This is a genomic window from Agrobacterium sp. 16-172Ci (assembly GCF_053522725.1).
Window position 1 is genome coordinate 77,242 of sequence record NZ_JBNWBW010000023.1, and the last position, 21,757, is coordinate 98,998.

General features: G+C 56.6%; 18 protein-coding genes. 5 read left to right on the forward strand and 13 right to left on the reverse strand.

What is annotated here, in order from left to right:
- Nucleotides 1-29: 29 nt before the first annotated feature.
- The 3 genes from ehuR to ACQZ40_RS19250 all read right to left on the reverse strand — a co-directional run bounded on the left by ehuR (nt 30) and on the right by ACQZ40_RS19250 (nt 4,544).
- On the reverse strand, nt 30-1,478 hold the full coding sequence (ehuR, locus tag ACQZ40_RS19240) for a MocR-like ectoine utilization transcription factor EhuR (protein WP_448748483.1): 1,449 nt from the start codon (nt 1,476-1,478) through the stop codon (nt 30-32).
- A 170-nt stretch (nt 1,479-1,648) separates the two neighbouring features.
- The gene (locus ACQZ40_RS19245; RefSeq protein ID WP_448748484.1) at nt 1,649-3,052 is read right to left on the reverse strand and encodes an aminotransferase; all 1,404 of its coding nucleotides are present in this window, start codon (nt 3,050-3,052) and stop codon (nt 1,649-1,651) included.
- 13 nt (nt 3,053-3,065) lie between these two features.
- The gene (locus ACQZ40_RS19250; protein WP_448748485.1) at nt 3,066-4,544 is read right to left on the reverse strand and encodes an NAD-dependent succinate-semialdehyde dehydrogenase; all 1,479 of its coding nucleotides are present in this window, start codon (nt 4,542-4,544) and stop codon (nt 3,066-3,068) included.
- A gap of 121 nt (nt 4,545-4,665) precedes the next feature.
- Here ACQZ40_RS19250 and ACQZ40_RS19255 point away from each other — a divergent pair, with 121 nt between their 5' ends.
- The gene (locus ACQZ40_RS19255) at nt 4,666-5,133 is read left to right on the forward strand and encodes an Lrp/AsnC family transcriptional regulator (RefSeq protein ID WP_003521623.1); all 468 of its coding nucleotides are present in this window, start codon (nt 4,666-4,668) and stop codon (nt 5,131-5,133) included.
- Between the two features lie 23 nt (nt 5,134-5,156).
- Here ACQZ40_RS19255 and ACQZ40_RS19260 read toward each other — a convergent pair whose 3' ends face one another.
- The 3 genes from ACQZ40_RS19260 to ACQZ40_RS19270 form a co-directional block, all read right to left on the reverse strand.
- Nucleotides 5,157-5,966 (reverse strand): cyclase family protein, encoded by an 810-nt coding sequence (locus ACQZ40_RS19260; RefSeq protein WP_125146259.1) that lies wholly within the window; start codon nt 5,964-5,966, stop codon nt 5,157-5,159.
- Nucleotides 5,967-6,139: 173 nt separating this feature from the next.
- Entirely contained in the window at nt 6,140-7,348 is a 1,209-nt protein-coding gene (locus tag ACQZ40_RS19265; RefSeq protein ID WP_065657752.1) for an MFS transporter, read from the reverse strand.
- A 188-nt stretch (nt 7,349-7,536) separates the two neighbouring features.
- A complete protein-coding gene (locus ACQZ40_RS19270) occupies nt 7,537-8,403 on the reverse strand; it encodes an alpha/beta fold hydrolase (RefSeq protein ID WP_174046708.1) in 867 nt (288 codons plus the stop codon).
- A 237-nt stretch (nt 8,404-8,640) separates the two neighbouring features.
- Between ACQZ40_RS19270 and ACQZ40_RS19275 the strand changes: the two genes are divergently transcribed.
- Nucleotides 8,641-10,584, forward strand: a complete 1,944-nt coding sequence (locus tag ACQZ40_RS19275; RefSeq protein ID WP_448748486.1) for an ABC transporter ATP-binding protein/permease — start codon at nt 8,641-8,643, stop codon at nt 10,582-10,584.
- Between the two features lie 158 nt (nt 10,585-10,742).
- Entirely contained in the window at nt 10,743-11,555 is an 813-nt protein-coding gene (locus ACQZ40_RS19280; RefSeq protein ID WP_065657755.1) for a nickel-binding protein, read from the forward strand.
- 42 nt (nt 11,556-11,597) lie between these two features.
- Here the strand turns inward: ACQZ40_RS19280 and ACQZ40_RS19285 are convergent, their stop codons facing one another.
- The 4 genes from ACQZ40_RS19285 to ACQZ40_RS19300 all read right to left on the reverse strand — a co-directional run bounded on the left by ACQZ40_RS19285 (nt 11,598) and on the right by ACQZ40_RS19300 (nt 15,581).
- On the reverse strand, nt 11,598-13,613 hold the full coding sequence (locus tag ACQZ40_RS19285; RefSeq protein ID WP_448748487.1) for a hypothetical protein: 2,016 nt from the start codon (nt 13,611-13,613) through the stop codon (nt 11,598-11,600).
- Between the two features lie 148 nt (nt 13,614-13,761).
- Nucleotides 13,762-14,655, reverse strand: coding sequence for a DMT family transporter (locus ACQZ40_RS19290; RefSeq protein ID WP_078053930.1), 894 nt, complete (start codon nt 14,653-14,655; stop codon nt 13,762-13,764).
- Nucleotides 14,656-14,911: 256 nt separating this feature from the next.
- The gene (locus ACQZ40_RS19295; RefSeq protein WP_078053844.1) at nt 14,912-15,316 is read right to left on the reverse strand and encodes a hypothetical protein; all 405 of its coding nucleotides are present in this window, start codon (nt 15,314-15,316) and stop codon (nt 14,912-14,914) included.
- Nucleotides 15,317-15,362: 46 nt separating this feature from the next.
- Nucleotides 15,363-15,581 (reverse strand): hypothetical protein, encoded by a 219-nt coding sequence (locus tag ACQZ40_RS19300; RefSeq protein ID WP_003505772.1) that lies wholly within the window; start codon nt 15,579-15,581, stop codon nt 15,363-15,365.
- Between the two features lie 285 nt (nt 15,582-15,866).
- On the opposite strand from ACQZ40_RS19300, the gene ACQZ40_RS19305 reads away from it, so the two are divergent.
- Complete coding sequence (locus tag ACQZ40_RS19305; RefSeq protein ID WP_448748488.1) at nt 15,867-16,208, forward strand: ArsR/SmtB family transcription factor; 342 nt, start codon at nt 15,867-15,869, stop codon at nt 16,206-16,208.
- A complete protein-coding gene (locus tag ACQZ40_RS19310; RefSeq protein ID WP_448748489.1) occupies nt 16,205-17,128 on the forward strand; it encodes an SRPBCC family protein in 924 nt (307 codons plus the stop codon). The genes ACQZ40_RS19305 and ACQZ40_RS19310 overlap by 4 nt, the downstream gene beginning before the upstream one ends.
- A 61-nt stretch (nt 17,129-17,189) precedes the next feature.
- On the opposite strand, the gene ACQZ40_RS19315 is transcribed toward ACQZ40_RS19310, so the two are convergent.
- The 3 genes from ACQZ40_RS19315 to ACQZ40_RS19325 all read right to left on the reverse strand — a co-directional run bounded on the left by ACQZ40_RS19315 (nt 17,190) and on the right by ACQZ40_RS19325 (nt 20,890).
- Nucleotides 17,190-17,552, reverse strand: coding sequence for a hypothetical protein (locus ACQZ40_RS19315; protein ID WP_003521596.1), 363 nt, complete (start codon nt 17,550-17,552; stop codon nt 17,190-17,192).
- Between the two features lie 240 nt (nt 17,553-17,792).
- On the reverse strand, nt 17,793-19,907 hold the full coding sequence (locus ACQZ40_RS19320; protein WP_035238459.1) for a DEAD/DEAH box helicase: 2,115 nt from the start codon (nt 19,905-19,907) through the stop codon (nt 17,793-17,795).
- Nucleotides 19,907-20,890, reverse strand: a complete 984-nt coding sequence (locus ACQZ40_RS19325) for a HamA C-terminal domain-containing protein (protein ID WP_448748490.1) — start codon at nt 20,888-20,890, stop codon at nt 19,907-19,909. Before ACQZ40_RS19325 ends, ACQZ40_RS19320 begins: the two co-directional genes overlap by 1 nt.
- Nucleotides 20,891-21,757 lie beyond the last annotated feature (867 nt).

Sequence of the window (21,757 nt, forward strand, 5' to 3'; positions counted from 1 at the left end):
AATGATTCAATGATTTTCGGGCGGCCGCCTCAGCCGATTGAACCGATATCGTAGACAGGCGGCAGTTGCTCGAAGGTCTGCCGCACGGTGGTCAAGGCCTTGACGAGGCTTGAGTGATTGAGGCGGCCGCCGAGGCATATGCGGATGCCGCCGCCATGGCCGGGACCGGCAATGAATGGTTCCGACGGCGTGACCGCGACGTTCTGGTTTGTGAGCGCGCGCACCAGGCCGTCCTCCGTCCAGCGCGGTGGAACCTTCAGCCAGGCGCAGAAGGAGAGGGGGTGGGTCGAGGCGATATGGTCGCCCAATATGTCCGTGGCGATCTTTTGCCGCGCACGCACTTCGGCGCGCTGGACATCCAGCAGCCGCCCTGCGGTGCCGTTTTCGACCCAGCGCGTGGCGATTTCGGCCGTGAGATAGGTGCCGCTCCAGCTCGATACACGCAGGATAGAGGCGGCGCGGATGGAGTAGGCGGGCGGCACGACGAGATAACCGACGCGTAGCCCGGTCAGCACCGTCTTGGTAAAGCTGGTGACGAAAAAGCCCAGATCAGGCAGCATTTCGGTGATGGATGGCAGGTCATCCTCGATGATCGGGCGATAAACTTCGTCCTCAATGACAAAGACGCCGTACCGTTCGGCAATCGCCGCAATCGCCCGCCTGCGCTCCGCACCCGACACATGCCCGGTGGGATTGTTGAGGGTGGGAATGAGCACCAGCGCCCTGACACCGCCGGCTGCACAGGCGGCCTCGAGCGCGTCCGGCAGAATGCCCTCTTCGTCGGTCGGCAGGCCCTTGAGGCTGAAGCCCAGAATGTTCGACAGGCCGATAATGCCGTGGTCGGTGAGGTTTTCGCAGAGAACCACGTCGTTCGAGCGGATAATGCAGCTCAAGGCAAGGAAAATGCCGTGCGCAGCACCGTTGGTGACAAGAATACGCTCCGCGCCGGCGGTCACGCCCATCATGCCAAGCCAGATCCGTGCGGTTTCGCGATGGCTGTCGAGGCCCGCGACCGGCCGGCAGGGGCGCATGAAGCCCGAATTGTCACCATCGGCCAATTCGCGAAGGATGGCGCGCGAGGCGTTTTCATGGTCGTCGAGATAAACGCCGCGGATAATCGATAGATCGAGCACCTCGGTCGGGCTGTGATCGAGCATCATGCGTCCCGCCCGGTCCGTCACCCGTGTCTTTACGAAAGTGCCGCGGCCGATTTCGCCGCTGAGATAACCCAGCCGCTCGGCCTCCTTGTAGGAAAGACTGACGGTCTGGACTGAAAGGCCGAGTTCGCGGGCGAGATCGCGGTGGGTCGGCATGCGGTCCATCGGCTTCAGGACGCCGGCGTCGATATCGGCAATGATGCGTTCCGTCAGTGCCGAATGTTTGGTTTCGCCCTTCTGCTTGGCAAGCGACGGCCGCCATGCCACCGGTTTGGTTGCGGAAACCGGATCGGAGCTGAGCGGATTGGCTTGACGACGCATGAAATTGTCTCGTTTTTGACGAAGGTAATTTCATGACATTATGCACGCTTCTGCGAAAAGATGAAGCCTTATGCAGCGCAGATGACAACTGCGCCGCAAATGGGCGCAGTTGTCATGTCATTACTGTCGAAATGGGCAGCAGTGGTGACCGTTGAACGCCAAGGCTGGCGTCAGATTTTTTCGCCGGCCCGCACCAGATCATCCATGACGCTGCGGACAGCGGCTTCGGCGATGGCGATGATCTCGTCCACCTCCGCCTTCGTTGTGACGAGCGGCGGTGCAAAGCCCAGAATATCGCCATGCGGCATGGCACGCGCAATGAGTCCCCCGTTGCGTGCCGCCTTCGAAACGCGCGCGCCGACCGTGAGGGCGGGGGCAAAACGTGTCTTCTTTTCCCGGTCCGCCACGAATTCGATGGCGCCCATCAGGCCCACGCCTCGCACTTCGCCGACGATTGGAAGCTGCGCGAACTTCGCCTTCAACTGTTCCTGAAAATAGCTGCCGACCGCACGCGCATTGCCGGGCAGGTCTTCCTTTTCGACAATGTCGAGCACGGCATTTGCCGCAGCCGCACCGATGGGGTGGCCGGAATAGGTGTAGCCATGGGAGAATGCGCCGACGCGATCAGCGCCGTCCTCCATCACCCTGTAGACTTTCTCCCCCACGATGGCGCCGGAGAGCGGGAAATAGGCCGAAGTCAGGCCCTTGGCGACGGTGATCAGATCCGGCTCGATGCCGTAATGTTGCGAGCCGAACATGGAGCCCGTGCGGCCGAAGCCGGTAATCACCTCATCGGCGATCAGCAGGACATCGTATTTTTTGAGAACATCCTGTATCGCCGGCCAGTAGCCTTCCGGCGGCGGCGTGATGCCGCCCGTGCCAAGCACCGGTTCGGCAATGAAGGCGCCTGTTGTGTCGGGACCTTCGCGCAGGATGAGTGCTTCCAGTTCGTCGGCGCGGCGTTTTGAGAATTCCAGCTCGGTTTCACCGGCTTCCGCACCCCAGTAATGGTGCGGAACGCCGGTGTGCAGCACGCCGGCGCGCGGCAGGTCCATGTGGTCGTGATAAAAGCTCATGCCGGTCATGGAGCCGGAGACCACGCTGCAGCCGTGATACCCTCTCTCGCGGGAAATGATTTTTTTCTTCTGCGGCTTGCCGCGCAGGTTGTTGTAATACCAGACGAGCTTGGCCTGGGTCTCGTTGGCGTCCGAGCCCGACATGCCGTAAAAGACCTTGCTCATCTTGCCGGGCGCCATCTGCACCAGCCGGTCGGACAGGATCGCCAGTTCGTCCGTCGTGTGGGCGGCGTAGGAATGGTAGTAGGCAAGCCTGTAGGCCTGACGGGAGATGGCCTCCGCCACCTCGGTGCGGCCATAGCCGACATTGACGCAATACAGACCTGCAAAGCCATCGATCAGCTGCTTGCCATGCGCGTCCTGAATGCGGATGCCCTTGCCGGTTTCGACGATGGTCGGTTCGCCGAGTTTGCCGCTGGCGAAATCCTTCAACTGCGTGAAGGGATGCAGAACCGCATTTCGATCCATTTCCGCGATGTTTTTGATGTCGATGGTCATAGGCGAGTTCCTTTCAGGCAGCCAGGTTGCCGAAGCAGACATATTTGGGTTCGAGATATTCCATGAGGCCATGACGCGAGCCCTCGCGGCCTAGGCCGGATTGTTTCCAGCCGCCGAAGGGGATTGGCGCGCCGGTGAATTTCGGCGTGTTGACGGCAACCATGCCGTATTCCAGCTGGTCGGTCAGGCGCATCGCCCGGCCGAGGTCGTTGGTGTAGACATAGGCCGCAAGCCCCATCTCCGTGGCATTGGCGCGGCGGACCACCTCCCGCTCGTCATCGAATGACAGGATGGCGGCGACCGGACCGAAGGTTTCTTCGCGCGCGATCAGCATGTCGTCAGTCACATCGGCCAACACGGTGGGGGTGACGAAATTGCCGCCGAGCGGGCTGTCCTGTCCACCGCAGACGAGGCGCGCGCCGGAAGAGAGCGCCTGCGCAATCTGCTGGCGGCACTTTTCGGCGACGGACGGTCGTGTCATCGGCCCGATGTCGATACCGGGTTCAAGGCCATGGCCGACGGTCAGTCTAGAGGTCGCATCGGCAAACCGCTCAATGAAACGGTCATAAAGCCCGCGTTGAACATAGATGCGGTTTGCTGCAAGGCAGTCCTGTCCCGATGTCGCAAATTTGGCGGCGAGGCAGCCCGTCACTGTCTGGGACAGATCCGCATCGGCGAAGACGATGAAGGGTGCGTGGCCGCCAAGCTCCAGCGAGGCTTTTTTGATGGTCGCTGCCGATTGCGTGAGGAGGAGCCGCCCCACCTCCGTCGAGCCGGTGAAGGAAAATGCCCGCACCTCGGTATGCTCCAGCAGGCGGCGCGCGAGCAGCGCGGCTTCACCCGGCAGAACCTGCAACACGCCGGCCGGCATACCCGCCTCCTGCGCCAGTTTTGCCAGTGCCAGTGCCGAAAGCGGTGTTTCCGGCGCCGGCTTGACGATCATCGTGCAGCCCGCAGCAAGGGCGGCGCCCGCCTTGCGCGCGATCATGGCGGAGGGAAAGTTCCAGGGGGTGATGGCCACCGTGACGCCGACCGGCTGCATCCGCACGGAAAGATTGCCGCCTTTTAGGTGGCTTGGAATTGTCTCGCCATAGGATCTCTCGCACTCGCTCGCAAACCAGTCCAAAAAGGCGGCGGCATAGGAAATTTCGCCGAGCGATTCCGAAAGCGGCTTTCCCTGTTCGGCGCTGATGATAACAGCGAGGTCGCGGGCATTGTCACGCATCAGCCGGCCCCATGCCCGCAGGATATCGCCGCGTTCCACGGGCAGCATGTCCCGCCACCGGAGAAACGCTCTGCCGGCGGCCTCGACTGCGGCGTCCACATCGTTCAGGGAGCAGGAAGAGACATCGAGCAGATGATCTCCGCTTGCCGGATCGACAACGCCCAGCGTCTCCTTACGCGCCACCCATTGCCCATCCAGAAAGGCACGATGCTCGATCAGCTCGGGTCGGTGAAGGTTTTTAAGCGCTGCGCTGGCGATAGCTTCCATCGGCAAGTTCCCTTTTCATTTGCCAGAAGCTTAACTGCGCTGCATGATTGATCGACGGCGTTTAAGCATGCTTCGACGCAGGAATAATGCTTAGTTCGACATTCAGATGCAGGAATCCCGCATGACACAGATTGACCGAGCCGACCGGGCACTGCTTGACGCCGTACAGAAGAACAATCGCCTGACATCGGAAGAGTTGGCCAAAATCGTCAACCTGTCGCCAACCGCGTGCCAGCGTCGGTTGAAGCGCCTGCGTGATGAGGGGGTGATCGAAGCCGATGTGGCAATCGTTTCGCCCAAGGCCGTCGGGCGCGGCATCACCATGATCGTTCTCGTCTCGCTGGAGCGAGAAAGGGCCGATATTGTCGATCGTTTCAAGGCTGCCATTCGCGCCACGCGGGAGGTCATGATCGGTTATTACGTGACGGGTGACGCCGATTTCATCCTGGTGATCACGGCCAAGGACATGGAAGACTACGAGGCCTTCACCCGCCGGTTCTTTTACGAGAACCACGATATCAAGGGGTTCAAGACGATGGTCGTCATGGACCGCGTCAAGGCAGGATTCGCCTTTCCAATCGATCCATGAGTGAACGGAAGGGCTGTCCGGTATCAGACCAGGGCCAGAATCCGGGCCGGGCCGCCCGTTCCGCCGCGGTGTGCCGGCGCGCCGACAACTATGGTCGCTCCCTTGACCGGCAGAGCCTCGAGGTTGTTCAGCCCTTCGATGCCGTAGCGCCCCGCCGGCAGCCAGGAATTGTGAACCGCGAAATCTGCGGAGTTGCCGGGATCCAGCGAAAGCGTGTCGACGCCAATGGCGACCGTATCGAGCTTGAGCAGAAGGTCGGTCGCCGATTTGCCGAAACCGGGGAAGGCGAATTTTCCGGCGTCGTCATTGCGGAATGAGGGGCTCTTCACTTTGGTTGCCCAGCCGGAGCGCAGGGCCACGATTGCACCTGCCGGAATGTCGCCATTCGCAGATATCCAGCGCTCGATGTCTTCGGCTTCAATGGTGGAATTGGCATCGTCTTTGGCGCGGTCGGTGATGTCGACGATGACGAGCGGCGCCACAAGTTTCTGCGGCTCCAACTGGTCGACGCTCGCGCCATCCGCGCTGAAATGGAAAGGCGCATCGATATGGGTGCCGGTATGTTCGTAGATGGTGAGTTTGTGGAGCTGATAGCCGTCCTTGGCGATCTCCGCTGCCCACTCGTATTCTATGCCCGGTTTGCCATCGAATGTGGGAAATGTGGAATCATAGGTATGGGTGAGATCAACGACCTGCCGGGGCGATTGCGCCAGCACCGGCGCCGCCAGGCTGCCCGCCGTCATGGCCGTTAAACCGGCCGCGGCGCCCTTGAACAGCAGGCGTCGTGACAGCATGTTCCGTTTTACGTTCTCGATCACGCAATTGTTGCACATGCCTCAGTCCCTCCATTGAGAAATCCCTGTTCTCAAGCGTAGCGCAAAGGTGGAGTGACGCAAGGCAGGACCTGCCCCAATTTTTAACCTGTTTCAGGTGGCGGCTCCGGAAATTCGCCGCTCATCCGGTTGCCGCGGACGTCATGTCGCCCGCGGCCCAGGAGTGGCAGGGATCAGTCGCGACGCTGCACGACGGCGAGTGCGACCGTCAATGCGGCAAGGACGGCGGTGAGAGCGAGCGGCGCGGTCGCACCGTAGGAGTCAACGATATAACCGCCGAGCACCGCGCCAATGCTGATCGCCACCTGGAAAGATACCACCATCAGGCTGCCGGCTGCCTCCAAGGCATCGGGTGCACCACGGGAGAGGTTTGTCGGCAGCACGACCGGTCCCATGCCGAATGCAAGGCCCCAAAGTGCGACGAGAGCAAAAGCCGCACTCGTATGAGCACCCCAGATAACGAGGGCGATCGTCGCAAATGCCATCACCGCTGCAGTGACGATGAGAGCAACGCGGATACTGGCGTCAGCCATCCGGCCGCCGACGACATTGCCGATCACCGAGGCAACGCCAAATCCGAGCAGGGCGAGTGCAATCGGCGTGGTGTCAAGAAGCGTGACCTTTTCGAGGAAGGGACGCACATAGACCGAGCCTGCAAAATGCCCCGTCATCAGCAACAGGATGGCAAGCATACCGAGCTGAACGCTGCGGCGTCGCGTCAATCCAAGGACATCGGAAAGACTGTTGCTTGTACTTGCCGGCAGCGACGGCAGGCTGAGTATCTGAAGCAGCATGGCAACTATGGCAAGTCCCGCCGTCATCGACATGGCGATGCGCCATCCCAGCCAGTCGCTGATCAGGGCGCCCATCGAAGGAGCTGCAATGGTGGCAAGCGAAACGCCGAGGGTAACGATAGCCATGCCGCGCCCGGTCGAATTTGCGCCGACAAGCCGCGCCACAACGGCAACCGACAGCGCCCAGAAACCGCTGAGTGCAACACCCAGCCCGGCCCGGCCCAAGAGCAATAGCCAGAAATCGGCGGCAACCGATGCCAGAATGTTGGAGGCAATCGCCAGCGCGCTAAGACCGACAAGCACTGTCTTGCGGTTCAGCTTGCCGATCAGAACATTGCTCAACAGGGCCGTCACCGCGCCCACGGAGGCGGTGGCGGTGACGACCTGTCCGGCCGTGCCTTCTGTGATGCCAAGATCGCGCGCCATGGGCGTCAACAGGCCCGCCGGCAGGAATTCGGCCGATACCAGCGCGAAGCTGGTGGCCGCCATGGAAAGAACGGCGAACCAGGTCGCAGCCGTCCATGCGGGTTCTTCTGTGGTTTCCAGGGGGATAGCTACCCCATCAAACTGCGATGTTGTGTCCGTCATGACGTCTCTCCTTGAGTTGAGAGAGTTTTAGACGGTTTTTTCCGGATGATATGTATCTAAAAATCCGAATTTCATGCCTATTCCTCCGAAATTTGTGCATCGCACAACATTTGTCGTGCCATTCGCGTGGGGAGGATGCCATTGCGGACCGGCGGCCTGAATGAGGGCGCGATGAAAGCGTGGTCCCATCAGTGGTGGATGCGATCAAGAAAGCTCCGGATCAAAGGGATGACTTCCTCAAGGTTTGTTTCCAGGAGCCAGTGTCCTCCATCCAGTAGATGAAGCTCGGCAGCGGGCATGTCGCGAAGATAAGCGCGTGCGGAGCGCTCGGGCATGTAATGATCCTGCGGTCCCCAGATGATGACGGTCGGCGGCCGACAGGTTTGCAGGTAGCGGCGGTGGATCGGAAACCAGTCGCGATTTGCCTTGAGGTCAGAAAGTAGGTCTGCTGCGATATCCTTCCTCCTCTCCGTCACAAGGCTCCAGTGCAATTGCCAGAGGTCAGGAGGAATGAGTGCGGTAAGTTCGGGACGGACGTTATTCAGAAACTCGTCACGAAAATTCTCCTCGGTGACGGCATCGCGAAATGCGGCGCGCATCCGGTCTGCAGGCAGCGACCAGAACTTTTCGATATCGGCATATTTCGGCCCCAGCGCGTCTTCATAGGGAATATCGCCATTCTGGATGATCTGTCCCACGATGCGGTCCGGCTTCATGATGGAAAGCCTTGCGCCTATGGGAGAGCCGAAGTCGTGCAGGTAGAGCACAAAACGATCGAGACCCAGCGTCTCGACAAAAGCGTTAAGCCAGCTGGCATAACCGTCAAAGCTATAGGAAAAGGTTTCGGGATTGCCGCTATAGCCGAATCCCGGAAAATCGGGTGCGATCAGCCGCCATCTGTCGGCCAATCTGGGCATGAGGTTTCGGAACTCGAAGGATGAGCAGGGATAGCCGTGCGGCAGCAGAATGACCGGCGCATCCTGCGAGCCAGCCTCCCTGTAGAAGGTCTCTACCCCCGCAATTGAGGTTCTGCGATGTGTGACGCGCGTGTCCATTGAATTGCTCCCTCAGGGATAAGAGCGCAGAGCGGGACGAAAGGTTCCCATATCCGTGCATGGCCGGATGCACGCGCTGAGCGGCAGCGGCGCCGATTTCGCTCGGCCGGATGGAATGGGTCATCGCCGGCGCTCTGCTCGGACCGGGATTTTGCTATATGCTGAAGTGGAGAAAAAACCGGGATCACTAGCGTCCCGGGCCGGCAACTTTTCAAACGGTCATCCGTTTATGCATCCATGACCGATGCTGACGCAAAACCCCAACCAGTCGATGGCACCGGCCACAACGGTGCAGAGAATGTTCATGCCAACGACGCACCCGATGATCCCCTTCCGCCGGAGGAATTGGAGCCCGCTGCGGGTTTGACGCCGCAGCAGGCCGAAGAGGCTCGCAAGCGATATCTTCTGAAGCGCTTCCTGATCAGCGCGCGGGGGTTCTGGAGCCGCCGTGGGGACGGGCTTGCCTGGCCGTTCTCCATCGGGCTTCTCGCTATGATCGGCGTCAATGTCGGTTTCCAATATGGCATCAACGTCTGGAATCGCGGGATTTTCGATGCGATTGAAAAACGGGATGCATCGACGGTCTACTTTCTCGCTTCCATATTCCCGCCGCTGGTTCTCGGAAGCGTTTTTATTGTGACCTCGCAGGTTTACGTCAGAATGCGCATTCAGCGCCGCTGGCGGTCGTGGCTGACCAAGGTGCTGGTCTCCCGATGGATCGCAAATGGCCGCTATTATCAGCTCAACCTGATAGACGGCGACCATCAAAATCCGGAGGCGAGGCTGTCGGAAGATATGCGGATCGCCACCGAAGCGCCCGTGGATTTCATGGCGGGCGTCATTGCCGCCTTCGTATCGGCGTCCACCTTTATCGTCGTTCTGTGGACGATTGGCGGCGCGCTGACGCTGCCGATCGGCGGCCTATCGGTCACGATACCCGGTTTTCTGGTGATCGCGGCGGTGATTTATGCGCTCATCACATCCAGTTCCATTGCGTTGATCGGCCGGAACTTCGTCCGGGTCTCCGAGGTCAAGAACCAGCTGGAGGCGGAATTCCGTTACACGCTCACCCGTGTCCGGGAAAATGGGGAAAGCATCGCCCTGCTGGGCGGCGAAGAGGAAGAGCGAAGCGACCTCGACAGGAGGTTCCGCAATGTCCGACACCAATGGAAGCAGATGGCGCAGCAATATATGCGCACCACGGTCGTGTCGCATGGATCGATGTTGATTGCGCCCGTTGTTCCGCTTCTTCTCTGCGCGCCGAAATTTCTCGATGGAAGCATGTCTCTCGGCCAGGTCATGCAGGCGGCATCCGCTTTCACCATCGTTCAATCCGCCTTCGGCTGGCTGGTCGACAACTATCCCCGGCTGGCGGACTGGAATGCCTGTGCACGCCGCGTTGCCTCCCTGATGATGTCGCTTGACGGGCTGGAGCGGGCCGAACAGAGCGATAAGCTCGGCCGGATCGTACGCGGCGAAACGGAAGGCGAAACGATGCTCAGCCTCAAGGATGTTTCGGTGTCGCTCGGCGACGGCACGGCCGTCGTCAAGGAGACCGATGTGGAAATCGGGCGGGGAGAAAGAGTGCTCGTCGCAGGCGAATCCGGATCCGGTAAAAGCACGCTTGTGCGGGCAATCGCGGGCCTTTGGCCATGGGGCGGAGGCAGCGTCAGTTTTCGGGCCGGCAGCCGGCTTTTCATGTTGCCGCAGCGGCCATATGTGCCCTCCGGCACCCTTCGCCGGGCGGTCTGCTATCCGCAGGCGGCCGAGAGCTGGACGTTCGAAGAGATAGGAGAAGCTCTCGACAAGGTTGGTCTCGGCCATCTCAAAGACAAGGTGGAGGAGGAGGCGCCGTGGGACCAGACGCTGTCGGGCGGTGAAAAACAGCGGCTGACCTTTGCCCGCCTGTTGCTGAACGACCCGGATATCATCGTCATGGACGAGGCGACCGCGGCTCTCGACGAAAAAAGCCAGGACAGGATGATGCAGACGGTGATCGATGAGTTGCCCGACGCCACCATCATCAGCGTGGCGCATCGTGCCGAACTGGAGGCCTTCCATAGCCGGAAAATAACCTTGGAGCGACGGGACGGCGGCGCAAAGCTGGTCAGCGATATCCACCTCATTCCCCGCAAGGCCAGATCCCGCTCCCTGCTTCGGCGCATGGTCAAACGCAGGTAAGTCGCTGCGGCTGTCGCGAGTGCTAACGCGAACGAATATCGCCCTTTCCGGTGTTCCCGCCCTGTGCGGTGTCACCCGTAAGAACGATGGACGGCAATTCGGCGAAGTCATAAAATGGCTGGCAGAGGAGGCAACGATATACTCTTGGGAGGAAACCAATGCCTATCTTCATGGACCGGCACGAGCTTGCCGGCGTTTCCGCTGCCGATATCGCCGCGGCACATCTTAAAGATATCAACATTCAGGATCGGTACGGCGTCAGGTTTTTGACCTACTGGTTCGATGAAAGGCGCGGTACGGCGTTTTGCCTTATGGACGCGCCGGACGCTGAAACCGCGCAGTGCGTGCATCGCGAAGCGCACGGCTTCGTCGCCAGCGAGGTGGTGGAAGTCGCGCTGTCGGCGGTGGAAGCGTTTCTCGGGCGAATACAGGATCCGGTAGCACCCGCGGCCGCCTCGAAAAATATGGACCCCGGCCACCGCGCGATCCTTTTCACGGACATTGTCGGTTCAACCGAAATGACGGCCCGCCTCGGCGATCGCATGGCGGCGGAACTCATCCGGGCCCATGATGCCCTCGTGCGCGGTTGTCTGGGGCGGCGCTCGGGACGGGAGGTCAAGCACACCGGCGATGGGATAATGGCCGTGTTCTCCTCCACGCCATTTGCGGTGGATTGCGCCATCGATATCCAGCGCGAGTTCCATCGTTACAACAGCGACAGGGGCGAGCCCATCCACATCCGTATCGGCCTGGATTGCGGGGAACCTATCGAAGACAGCAATGATTTCTTTGGCACGACCGTGCAATTGGCGGCAAGGCTTTGCGCCGCCGCCGAGAGCGACCAGATCCTGATATCGGACAAGACTTTTCAGGAATATGGCGGCGCCGATGTCCTCGTGCATGGCGATCGTTACAGGCTGAAGGGCTTTGCCGAGCCGGTGCTGGCCTATAGTTGCGAGTGGCTGCACTAGCTAAAGCCTGTGCAGCCACTGGAGGGGCGGAAATCGCCGGATTTATTCGGCCGTCGCCTGAATATCGACCTTGTCCAGAAGCCCCATCGGGTTGTCGGAGGCGGCAACCAGATCGAAAATGCCGAGACCGTTTGCGCCGGTGGATTTGACCGTTACCGTCAGGGTACCGGGTTTGCTGATGAACTGGACGAGCGCTTGCACGGCGTTTTGGAGCTTGGGCTGTTCAGCTGCCACCTGCGGCAGCATCATGCTCGCCACAAGCGTCAGAGTGGCGCGTACCTGATCTTCCGTCATGTCGTTCTGCAGGGCATAAAGCTTGATCGCCTTGGCCATCAGGCCTTCGTCCTTGATCGTGAGCTTCACTTCGCGGCCGGCAAGCCCGAAAAGTGCCGCCTGCGCGCGATTGACGTCGAAGGAGAAGAACTCTTCCGTAAAGCCGCTTACCAGACCGGCAAAATTGACGCTGCCGAAATCCTTGCTGCTAAGCGAGATATCGCGGATCACCAGATTGCTGTTCGGTTCGTCCCAGCCGGCGGCGAGGCCATAAGAAAAGGCCAGCGTTTCGAGACCCAGTTTGCGGGCTTCGACGAAAACTTCCTCCGTCGAGTCCGCCGGAATCGGAAGCGTGAGCTCGTCCTGCCTGATCTCGATATCGGTCGGAATGCCGTTGAAGGGTTTGGTCAGCCCCATCTCGAAATTCTTGAGCGAGAATTTGATGCGTTCCGGCGTTCCGGCCGTTTCTTCCTCCGTCTCCTCCTCCGGCTTTTCCGGCGCGGCGATATCGACGTTGATGCCGCCGACGCGCACCCTGCCGAGCTCCGGTATCAGGCGATTGAACTGGAAGGTCTCCATCTGCGTCTCGTCGAGCGCGATGATCTCGGAAATTCCCTTGATCGTCGAACTCCAGTCGAAGCCCTTGAGGCTCGCTTCCGCGACTTCAATCTTGCCGTCGCCATCTCCGATCGACATGCCATTCAAGCCGAAGTCGAGCTTGCGGCTGTCCATCTGCATGTCGATGCGGTCGATGGTGGCCTTGACCCTTTTGCCGGCCGCGCCTTCCTTTTCATCCGGCGCATCGACCTTGAAGCCGATGAGCTGCATGTTGCTCTTGCCGAACATGTCGAGAATGGACACGACCTTCGCGAAAAGCGCCTGGCGCGCCTCCGGTGAAAGCTCGTCAGGATCTTGGGTCGTCGTCAGCGTTTTGAGGGTTTCCAGCAGCGGTTCGGACGGCATGCGGGCGGTAAAGCCATCGCTGCGGATTTCATCGTAGCTGAAATGACCGTCTCCTTCAGAGAAGGAAACTGCCTTGATGGAGACCGGCCCGTAGAGCGGCTTCGCTTCCTTGTCGTCCGGGCCCGCCTTTTCCGTATAGAGCCGGGCGAGATAAGCGACGTCGATGTCCTGGCCGGCGATCGCGCCGGTTGACACGACCATATGCTTGTCCTTCATCGCGCCTTCGCTGTCGGGAAGCTGCATCTTGATGTCGTAGCTGCCATTATCGATAGAGTATCGGGCAATGCGGCCGCCGGCGATCTCAGAGAGAGCGAGGTTCCTGTAAACGGTCTTCTGCTCGGTGGTCGCGACGGACTGGGTAAACGTCACCTCCGGCGTGGAGATGCTTGTCGCCGCGAAGCGCTCGATGCGCCGGGGCAGGGAGCCGCCGTTTCCTTCCGCCCGTGCCGGCTTTTGGAACGCGGCATTCTCGACGCGGGCCTGCGCCATTGAGATCTTTCCGGTCGGCACATCGATGTCGATGGTGTTCATGTCCAACGCGCCGTCCAGAAACGGAAGTTTCGGACGTCCGTCGATAGCCGCGATCTTGATATTCCTGCCCTCTTCGAGCGGCAGCGTCAGATCGCGAACATGAATTTTCCCGAGAAAATCGACCTCGATGGAAGTGGCCGTCGCACCGCTGCGGGCAACCAGCTCCTTCACCTTTGCTTCGTAGAAGGTCTTGCCGCCGATGACGCCTGCGGCAGCAACGGCAATAATCGCAACTGCCGCCCAAAGCGCCCTGCGCCGACCCTTGCCGGTCTGGATGTTTTCCTGTTCCACGAAGTTGGTCCTCTCTAACGAACTGATATTAGACGCCTTTTAAGCACGCAAAAGTTGCTTAGCAAGCGGTCATTGCTGTCTGAATTCTGGCGTGAAAAGTCTCGACGCGGATGAGGTGTTTCCGCACCCGTTCTCCATCGGGTTGAAGCTATCTCCAGAACATCAGCGCCATACCGGCCACGACAAGTGCGGCGCCGGCCCATGCGCCGGGCGCCGGCACTTCCCGCGTTCTCAGCCACAGCAATGGCAGGATAATCACGGGCGTCGTTGCCGACAGTGTCGAGACGATGCCGACCTTGCCGCCGGAAAGGGCAAAAAGAAGCAGCGTCATGCCGAAAGCCAGGGCGATGATGCCCGTGAACGCCGTCTGGAGGAACAGGCTCCGGGTCATCGGGCCTCTGGGCCTGACAGCCTCGATAGGCAGCATGGTCAGTGCGGTCAGGCAAAGGGCGGCCACCCCGACACGCAGCATGGAAGCGGCAAGAGGATCGATCCCGGTCGCCATCACGGGCCTTGCAATGAGCGAGCCGACCGCCTGGCTGAGCGCCGCCAGAAGGCCGAAGAGCACGCCGAGCCAGAGAGGCCCCTTCACGCTCTCCCATTCATGCAGCTGCGCCTTGCGCTTGCCGAAGAGGATTGCCAGCAGCACGCCGCTGAGTGTCAGACCTATGCCGGCAATGGCGCTTGCGGGAAGCTGCTCGCCAAGCACCGCCCATGCCAGCAGCGCGGCGATCGGGGCATTCAGCGCAAACAGGATTCCCGAACGGCGCGGCCCCAGCCGGTTGAGGCAGGTAAAGAGAAGCGTGTCGCCAACAAAAATGCCGATGAAGCCGGAAAGGATAAGCGACGACAATGCCTCGGGCTGAAGCTCTCGCCAGGAGCCTGACGCGAGCACATAGACCCCCAGCAAAGCGGCGACAAAAAGCTGCCGCGTCCTGTTGAAGGCCAGCGCTCCAAGCCGCCCCGCCGGGCCCGCGGCAAGAAGCCCGGTTATCGCCCAGCACGTCGCGGCGCCCACGGCAGCCAGTTCATAGATCGGCATGTTTTCCCCGTCGATTCGCAGCCTGCTTCCGGCTGCGGACACTATCCCTGTCTGCACCCATCGCAGATTCCGGGTTTGCCCGCCATAGCCTAAGCATCGCCATCAACGGCATGCACCAGCACATGGCCCGCCGCCCGCGCCGGGCCAGCCGCCGCGTCCGTTCGCAACAAATGCGCCGCACCCGCACAGCTCCCCAGTCTCGATGTCAGCGTGCGCCGGCATCGAGACTGCGAACGGACGGGTCATTCACCGTGCGTCACGCGCCATTGATGATATTGCAGATGCCCTCGCGGATGACGTTCTTGTCCGCGATCTGCCCTGCCTGAATGTTGAAGACAGCATCAATTCGCACCGCGGCGCCCTTCTGCCGGGCCACGACCCGCAGCGTCTGAATTCTGCCGCTGCCGCTGGTTTCCTGGTGCGCATCGATGGAAGACAACGCCTTGTTGATCTGGATGCCTGCAAAACCTTCCGCCGCCACGGCCTGAGCGAGTTTTTGCAGCACGGCGGGCGCTTTCGCCTTCGGCAGCTCCTGCCAGGACTTGTAAGAGACAGCCGTCACCATCGGTACGCCTGAGACAGTGAAGTTCTTCTCGCAGGATGCGGCGAGGACGGGGCTTGAGAAGGCGATCAGGCCAAGAGCTGCTATGACATATTTCATTTCGAATAATCCAATCGTTGGTAAAGGCTGAAAGCTGCCGGCCGCATCAGAATGTCGACCGTTTTCCTCTGTAAGTGGACGGAGGCGGAAGAGCCTCATGGGCTTGCGCCAGCGTTTCCAGCCATGTCGCCAGGCCAGCGGGAACCTCCTCGTTGCCCGCTTCCAGCGCCTCGATCCATGAAAGTTCGCATTGCAGCGCGGACGCAATATTGATCGGCGTCCAGCGGATCACCCGCAGGCATTGATTAAAGCGTTCTGGTGACATGATGATTTGATTTTTTCCCCGTCTTTTCCCGGCGAAGCTCACTCAGGCGGCAGCGAGAGTCAATCTTTTTCTGCAACTTTTGATGGCTCGTTTCCGGCCCGGCAGTTGCATCCGCCACCCGTTGCCGAACGCCAGGCGCATGAAGGGGAAAGGCCCGGTTACCCAAACGAGACGGCCGGACGACGCATGGGCATTTCATCCCCGGGGCCATTCCTCCCGATAAAACTTAGTTAATCTGCTAAGTTTCTGCTTGCCCCATCGCGATGAAACATGATAGTTAGCAACATGACTAAGCATCATCAGGACCTTTCACCGATCTTCCAGGCTCTGGCCGATCCGACGCGGCGGGCGATTCTGGCGCGCCTCGGCGGCGGTCCGGCGCCGGTCATGGAGTTGTCCGCTCCCACGGGGCTGCGTCTGCCCACGGTCATGCGGCATCTTTCCGTGCTGGAGGAGGCGGGGCTGATCGTCACGTCCAAGGATGGGCGGGTGCGCACCTGCGCAATCGTGCCCGAAGCGCTGGAGCCGGTAAGTACATGGCTCGATGAGCAGCGGGCTGTGTGGGAGAGCCGGCTTGACCGGCTGGAGGCATTTGCAATGCAGGCCATGAAGGAGGATTCAGAATGACAACGAAACCGGATCAAAAAAGCGCACGCGCTGAACCGCTTCAACCGCAAGACCGTTTTGCAACGCTCAGCTTCGAACGGGAAATTGCCGTTCCGCTATCGGCGCTCTGGCAGGTCTGGCTGTCACCCGCCGCCCGGGCGGTGTGGGCCTCTCCCACGCCCTCGGTGACAGTGGAGTTCCTGGAGGCGGACAGCAGGCTGGGCGGTCGCGAAGTGTCGCTCTGCAAGGTCGCCGGCCAGCCGGATATTCGCTGTGAATGCGGCTGGCTGGAGCTACAGCCAGCCCGCCGCAGCGTGAATTACGAGGTGGTCTCATCCGGCGGCGTAACCCAGTCGGCAGCGCTGGTGACTGCCGATTTTCAGGCGACGGAAGAGAGCAACCGCTTGACCGTAACGGTGCAGCTTTCCTCTCTGGCCGAGGATATGCGCGATGGCTATCAACAAGGTTTCAACGCGGGCCTCAACAATCTGGCCAGCGTGGCCGGGCGCACCATGGTGCTGGAGCGAACGATAAAGGTGCCGCGAAACATTGTCTGGAAAGCCTGGATGAATGAAAAGACGCTGCCGCAATGGTGGGGCCCTGAAGGGTTCTCCTGCCGCACGAAGAGGATTGATCTGCGGACCGGCGGCGAATGGGTCTTTGACATGATCGGCCCCGACGGCACAGTTTTCCCGAACCATCATCGTTATGTCGAGGTCCGGCCCGAAGAGAGGATTGCCTATACGCTGCTATGGGGCGAAAACGGGCCGAAACATGCCGATGCCTGGGCCTCCTTCGAAGATCAGGATGGCGCGACGAAAGTTGTGCTGGGCATGGTGTTCAGCACGGAAGCCGAGTTCCAGCAAGCGAAGGGTTTCGGCGCCGTGGAGCTGGGTCAGCAAACGCTCGGCAAACTGGAGCGCTTCGCCAAGGCGCTATAGATGTGCCGTGCCGTCAGCTCCATGTGCAGAGGTCTCGATACTGGCTCCTGTCCAGACCGGCTTAATCTTCAAAGCCGCTCTGCGCGTGCGAGATCGTCTTGCAGGTCCCGCCATCCTTCTCGCCAACCATGCGCTTATCGCGGATGACTGAACCTTTGGCGATATCGATCTCCCATGCCACCGAGCCTTCATTCAGGCTCGCTTTACCACCGGCAAAGGTGCCTTTCTCCATTCTCTGACTTCCAGAAGCCGGGACATAAACTCCAAATGTCCCGGTGGCTTCGTCGAGAGCGAAATTGAACACCTGTGGTGTTCCCTTCGAAGTTGCGAATTCACAGCTGAGATATGTCGGCACGGCAAGGGCAACAGAGCCTGAAAAAAGAAGAGCGGCAGCGGCAAATCCGGTTCCTGTGATGACCTTCAATTCTTGATCCTCATTCTTGTTTTCTCATCTGGTTAGAAGCCAACCGCTTCATCTCTTCCAGCTGCTCCATGTCGGGTTTGTAGCCATACTGTTGTTCCCGTTTTTCTCTGTTTACCATGTGATCGGCCTTAGGCGCGGGTTATCGATGAATAAAGGTGCTTGTAGCGTAGCTTTCCTCTACTTCGATTATTTTCGGAGCGGATACGGTCCCAGTTCTAGCTATGGCTAGCTATCATAAAATTATTCCACGATTTCTTGGGCTGATAAATCATGAGGGGTAATTCCCTCAAAGAAAAATCGTACCACATAACGATCAAAAGGCCCCAACGACTTAAGGCCTAATACTGTTTCGATGCCTAAATACTTAAAACGCTCAAGTGCTCGCGATAGGTCCATATTTGGGTCTTCGAAATCAATCAAACCTGCGGCGTGAATCTTCTTAGATATCATACGTGGCAGGCCATATTCTTCGAGATGGTATACTGCGCTAGGCAGAAAAGCTCTACTCATCCTACCGATGAAAGGTGAAATGTCTACCGAAGGATTTACGATAATTTTGTGTAATTCGTTTGTGTCACTAAGTAGAGCTGAAAGCTTGAATGTAACTGTTCTCTCCATTTTAAAGAAATCTTCAATATCTATTCCGTCTTCTCTTAGTGATGATATGATTTTTGATAAATCTGTAATCCAATTGTTAGCGATTTTTTTCGTAACTGTAACCAGTTTATTCCATTGTGTTTCCCAGTCGCTTGGTTTTAATTTGAGAACTTTGTAAAGCATATTATCCCAATTATCTGGATTCGAGGAATTCAGATAGCCAAACCCACGCCACTCCTCAGGATTGTCCCTCATATCGGCAGCCAGACGGAGAAGGAAATCAGCATCACTATCTTGGAGCAAGTTTTCTCGCTTGATCCGTGCGAAGTTTTCTTCTCCTACTATCGACGACATTTGTTTGCGATATTCGATAATGCGCTCCACTTGTCTCTCGGTGAGTTGATCGACATCGTGATCCTCGTCTAGTGTGCCGAGGATTTCGTCCGGGAAGTCAATTTCGAGCTGGGTGTCTTCGGACTTAGGTGGTGCATCCAATAAATATATATTTCCAACAAAATACTTAAACATTCGGCCTCCTCGGCCGATGATGTTTTTATATGTGAAATCTTTTAGATTATTATTACCGAGCTTGCTTCGCCACACTATCACGTTTTGCGCAGACGTATTGACTCCTTCAATGATTGAAGATGTGGATACGATACTGTCGAATCCGTCCTCATATTCAAATAACTTTATCTGCAACTGGCTAAGACATCTATGCATTCTGCCATTATGAACACCGATAGCTCTATCGACCAAATCAGCTAGTACCCAATCTGACTGGTAATTTTGTCGGAGCCATTTGGAAAAATGACTGGTATAAATACGATCTACCTGAGGAATTTTCTCTATTACTAGATCAGCAATCTTCTTAATTTCGCTATATGTACCAGCATAAATTAGCGATTTTTGAGTACCCGGTGCAATTATGTCGATTAATTTTTGATTTTTTTTATCTGTATCACCATCAATATTTTTGTATGATTCTTCTATGTCGAGATAAACGGTATTGAAATCGAGAAGCTCTATAAACTCCATATCTCTAGTGAAAGCGTTGTCGCTGAGTCTTTTTATATTTGGAGCTAGATAATACCTTTGCATTGATTTCTTCGATAATTTAAGTATTGCCTTTATAAGAGATGGTGCTCGTTCACGATCATGCTTTTGGCTTACTTTATAAAATTCGTCTACTACGAGAAGGTCTATATGTTCGAGCGCAGATAAGTAGCCGAAAGCTCTTTCTTGCGGAAATATTAGGATATTTTTTGCGCCAAGTTTCGTGTCTGGTGCTGTTATTATATTGTAGTTCTCGGAGAATTTTTTAAATAACCTTCTTCGTGTTTCGTCCATTAATGCGATTGTGGGCACGATGATTACGACATTATTCGGCTGTTTCGCAGCGATGAATGCGTCAATGATGAAACTCTTGCCGAAGCTGGTGGGCGCGCTTACCGCGATATTTTTGCCGTCCAATAGTTTAGCTAGTAGGTTTGATTGCTCGCGATGCAACGTCGCCATTCGGTGCCCAACATCTACCTCAAATGCATGGTGAACGAATTTTTGATCCCAAGAAGCATTTGCGAGTTGTAAGTATGGGAACAAACCGGTCGCGCGGATCATATGATTGACGACTTGTGGATAAGGCTTTTGGGCTCGATCGAGGTCTGCCAGTAGTCGTATCAAAATGTTTCTAGCCGCAACCTCGTTTTTAGATAAAAGAAGTTTGTTTATCTCGAAACAAATCTCAAAAACATCCATTATTTTTGCCCCTTATAGAAAGATACAGCTTGAACAAATACGTCAACTATTTTCTTTTTATTTGGAACAGGGAACAATATTATATGAAAATTTATATCATTATATTTGTGAATATTACTGGATTTTTTTATTTGTTTAAGGAAATAGGCGCTGGCACGATCTTTATGGAAAGCGATGATGTCGGCCTTGTAACTGTCAGATAATTCTTGTGTGGCCGACGTGGTCGAACATTCATGCAACAGCAGTATTGGAATATGGATTTTTGATTTTATATTATCTATAGACTCCCTGTTATCTAGTGATGCTTTTATTCTTTCACGAAGTCCGGCATTAATAGGTAATAGGTCGAGATCAGATAGACTTGTTATTATGGAATTTTCTTTTTTTAACTTGTCCTTGGACAAAGAGTTAATAACGGATGTCACAATGGAATCTAGACGAGAATCTGCAATAGAATTGTAGAATTTGGCTTCTCCAAACCACAGCGTAAAATCGTCACCATTAACGACAATGTGCACGCTGTCTGCCCCTTTGGCATTATCGTTCACATTTTGTTTGTAAAAAATTTTGGGAACGACCGGTAGCGCACCAAAGCGATGTCTCATCAATCCGTAAAGGAAAACTTCCGCAATTTCACTTCCTTGTCCTATCTCATCATTGTCTGTTAGTCTTAGATTTTGTGCGGCCGCGATGAGCGTACTGTGACTTTGATCAATAAGGGCCGCTCGCTCTTTTTGCGATAGGGCAGTTTGGGCAATGTTGTCCCAAAGATAGCTTTGAAATTTTGGATAGCGCCACTCTGCATCTTCAAAGTCATTAATTAGGCTCAGTACCCTTTTATTAATCAGGCCCGTTAGCTCTGAGACGGACGTAATTCCAGCAAGTGTCTCATCAACCAAGACTTCAAATGGTGAGCTATTCATGCCGACCCCCCGATCCAGCGTGTTTTTTAAATGAAATATCATTTGTAGTTGTGCACTCATAGGTATTAATCGTTAGTTTATACTCTTTATCCCGTGGATTCCATCAGCCGGCCTTGCCGTTTCGATAGTGCCTTTCGCATTTTTTTGTTTCCATTCGTCCCCACCTTGTTTGCGTGTCTTATACTGCACCTGTTCGGCAATGAACCGGGAGATTTCTGGTGTTGGAGCTGAAGTAGCGTGGATTGTGAGAGAGGACGTTGCTTTCACATTTTCGGTATCTGTTAGGAAAGCAGGGGGCACTGATAGATGTCTTTATTTCCCTAGGCGGCAATTTTCAGTGCCCCGTTGCAATGCCCATCGAGCTGAAAGGCTGATGGGAAAAGAGATGAAGCTCAAGACACGGTCGCAACCGCGTCGCGTGATAGGAAAGGTGTGTTCAAATGGGTCTTTATGAGATGTACGTTCTTGCTGCTCGTGCAGATACAGCCCTGATGAGGCGAAGGGTAGCGAAGATTATGAATCGTCGGCACAAGAAGCAATATTTACACAACCAGAAGAAGAATTCGGATTTGGGAACCGAGATCAAGAGGGGAGTACACCTGCGACCCGGGAGGATTCCATGAACATATATTTATATAGATACATGCAGAAACATATAAAATACATGCTGAATTGAATTGTATATGGATATTTGAAGGCGGATGAGAAACCGCGGGCGGAATCTTGCTTTTACGGCCTGCAATTTGCGGATTGCGGGACGATAACGTGTAAATATATGATTTTTATGTTGAAATTGCCGATATGGCTGGAGAATGATTATGCGCTGAAACTATATGAGTGAGATGGAATTGATTGAAGCAGAGATCAGATTCGAGTGGCGATCGATCATAATAACAATATCATGATATTGTTATTATGATCGATTGC

What these genes read in the sequence shown, in the direction of transcription:
- ehuR (WP_448748483.1), bottom strand. Translation starts at nt 1,478, where the DNA reads ATGCGTCGTCAAGCCAATCCGCTCAGCTCCGATCCGGTTTCCGCAACC.
- ACQZ40_RS19245 (WP_448748484.1), bottom strand. Translation starts at nt 3,052, where the DNA reads ATGACCATCGACATCAAAAACATCGCGGAAATGGATCGAAATGCGGTT.
- ACQZ40_RS19250 (WP_448748485.1), bottom strand. Translation starts at nt 4,544, where the DNA reads ATGGAAGCTATCGCCAGCGCAGCGCTTAAAAACCTTCACCGACCCGAG.
- ACQZ40_RS19255 (WP_003521623.1), top strand. Translation starts at nt 4,666, where the DNA reads ATGACACAGATTGACCGAGCCGACCGGGCACTGCTTGACGCCGTACAG.
- ACQZ40_RS19260 (WP_125146259.1), bottom strand. Translation starts at nt 5,966, where the DNA reads ATGTGCAACAATTGCGTGATCGAGAACGTAAAACGGAACATGCTGTCA.
- ACQZ40_RS19265 (WP_065657752.1), bottom strand. Translation starts at nt 7,348, where the DNA reads ATGACGGACACAACATCGCAGTTTGATGGGGTAGCTATCCCCCTGGAA.
- ACQZ40_RS19270 (WP_174046708.1), bottom strand. Translation starts at nt 8,403, where the DNA reads ATGGACACGCGCGTCACACATCGCAGAACCTCAATTGCGGGGGTAGAG.
- ACQZ40_RS19275 (WP_448748486.1), top strand. Translation starts at nt 8,641, where the DNA reads ATGACCGATGCTGACGCAAAACCCCAACCAGTCGATGGCACCGGCCAC.
- ACQZ40_RS19280 (WP_065657755.1), top strand. Translation starts at nt 10,743, where the DNA reads ATGCCTATCTTCATGGACCGGCACGAGCTTGCCGGCGTTTCCGCTGCC.
- ACQZ40_RS19290 (WP_078053930.1), bottom strand. Translation starts at nt 14,655, where the DNA reads ATGCCGATCTATGAACTGGCTGCCGTGGGCGCCGCGACGTGCTGGGCG.
- ACQZ40_RS19295 (WP_078053844.1), bottom strand. Translation starts at nt 15,316, where the DNA reads ATGAAATATGTCATAGCAGCTCTTGGCCTGATCGCCTTCTCAAGCCCC.
- ACQZ40_RS19300 (WP_003505772.1), bottom strand. Translation starts at nt 15,581, where the DNA reads ATGTCACCAGAACGCTTTAATCAATGCCTGCGGGTGATCCGCTGGACG.
- ACQZ40_RS19305 (WP_448748488.1), top strand. Translation starts at nt 15,867, where the DNA reads ATGACTAAGCATCATCAGGACCTTTCACCGATCTTCCAGGCTCTGGCC.
- ACQZ40_RS19310 (WP_448748489.1), top strand. Translation starts at nt 16,205, where the DNA reads ATGACAACGAAACCGGATCAAAAAAGCGCACGCGCTGAACCGCTTCAA.
- ACQZ40_RS19320 (WP_035238459.1), bottom strand. Translation starts at nt 19,907, where the DNA reads ATGGATGTTTTTGAGATTTGTTTCGAGATAAACAAACTTCTTTTATCT.
- ACQZ40_RS19325 (WP_448748490.1), bottom strand. Translation starts at nt 20,890, where the DNA reads ATGAGTGCACAACTACAAATGATATTTCATTTAAAAAACACGCTGGAT.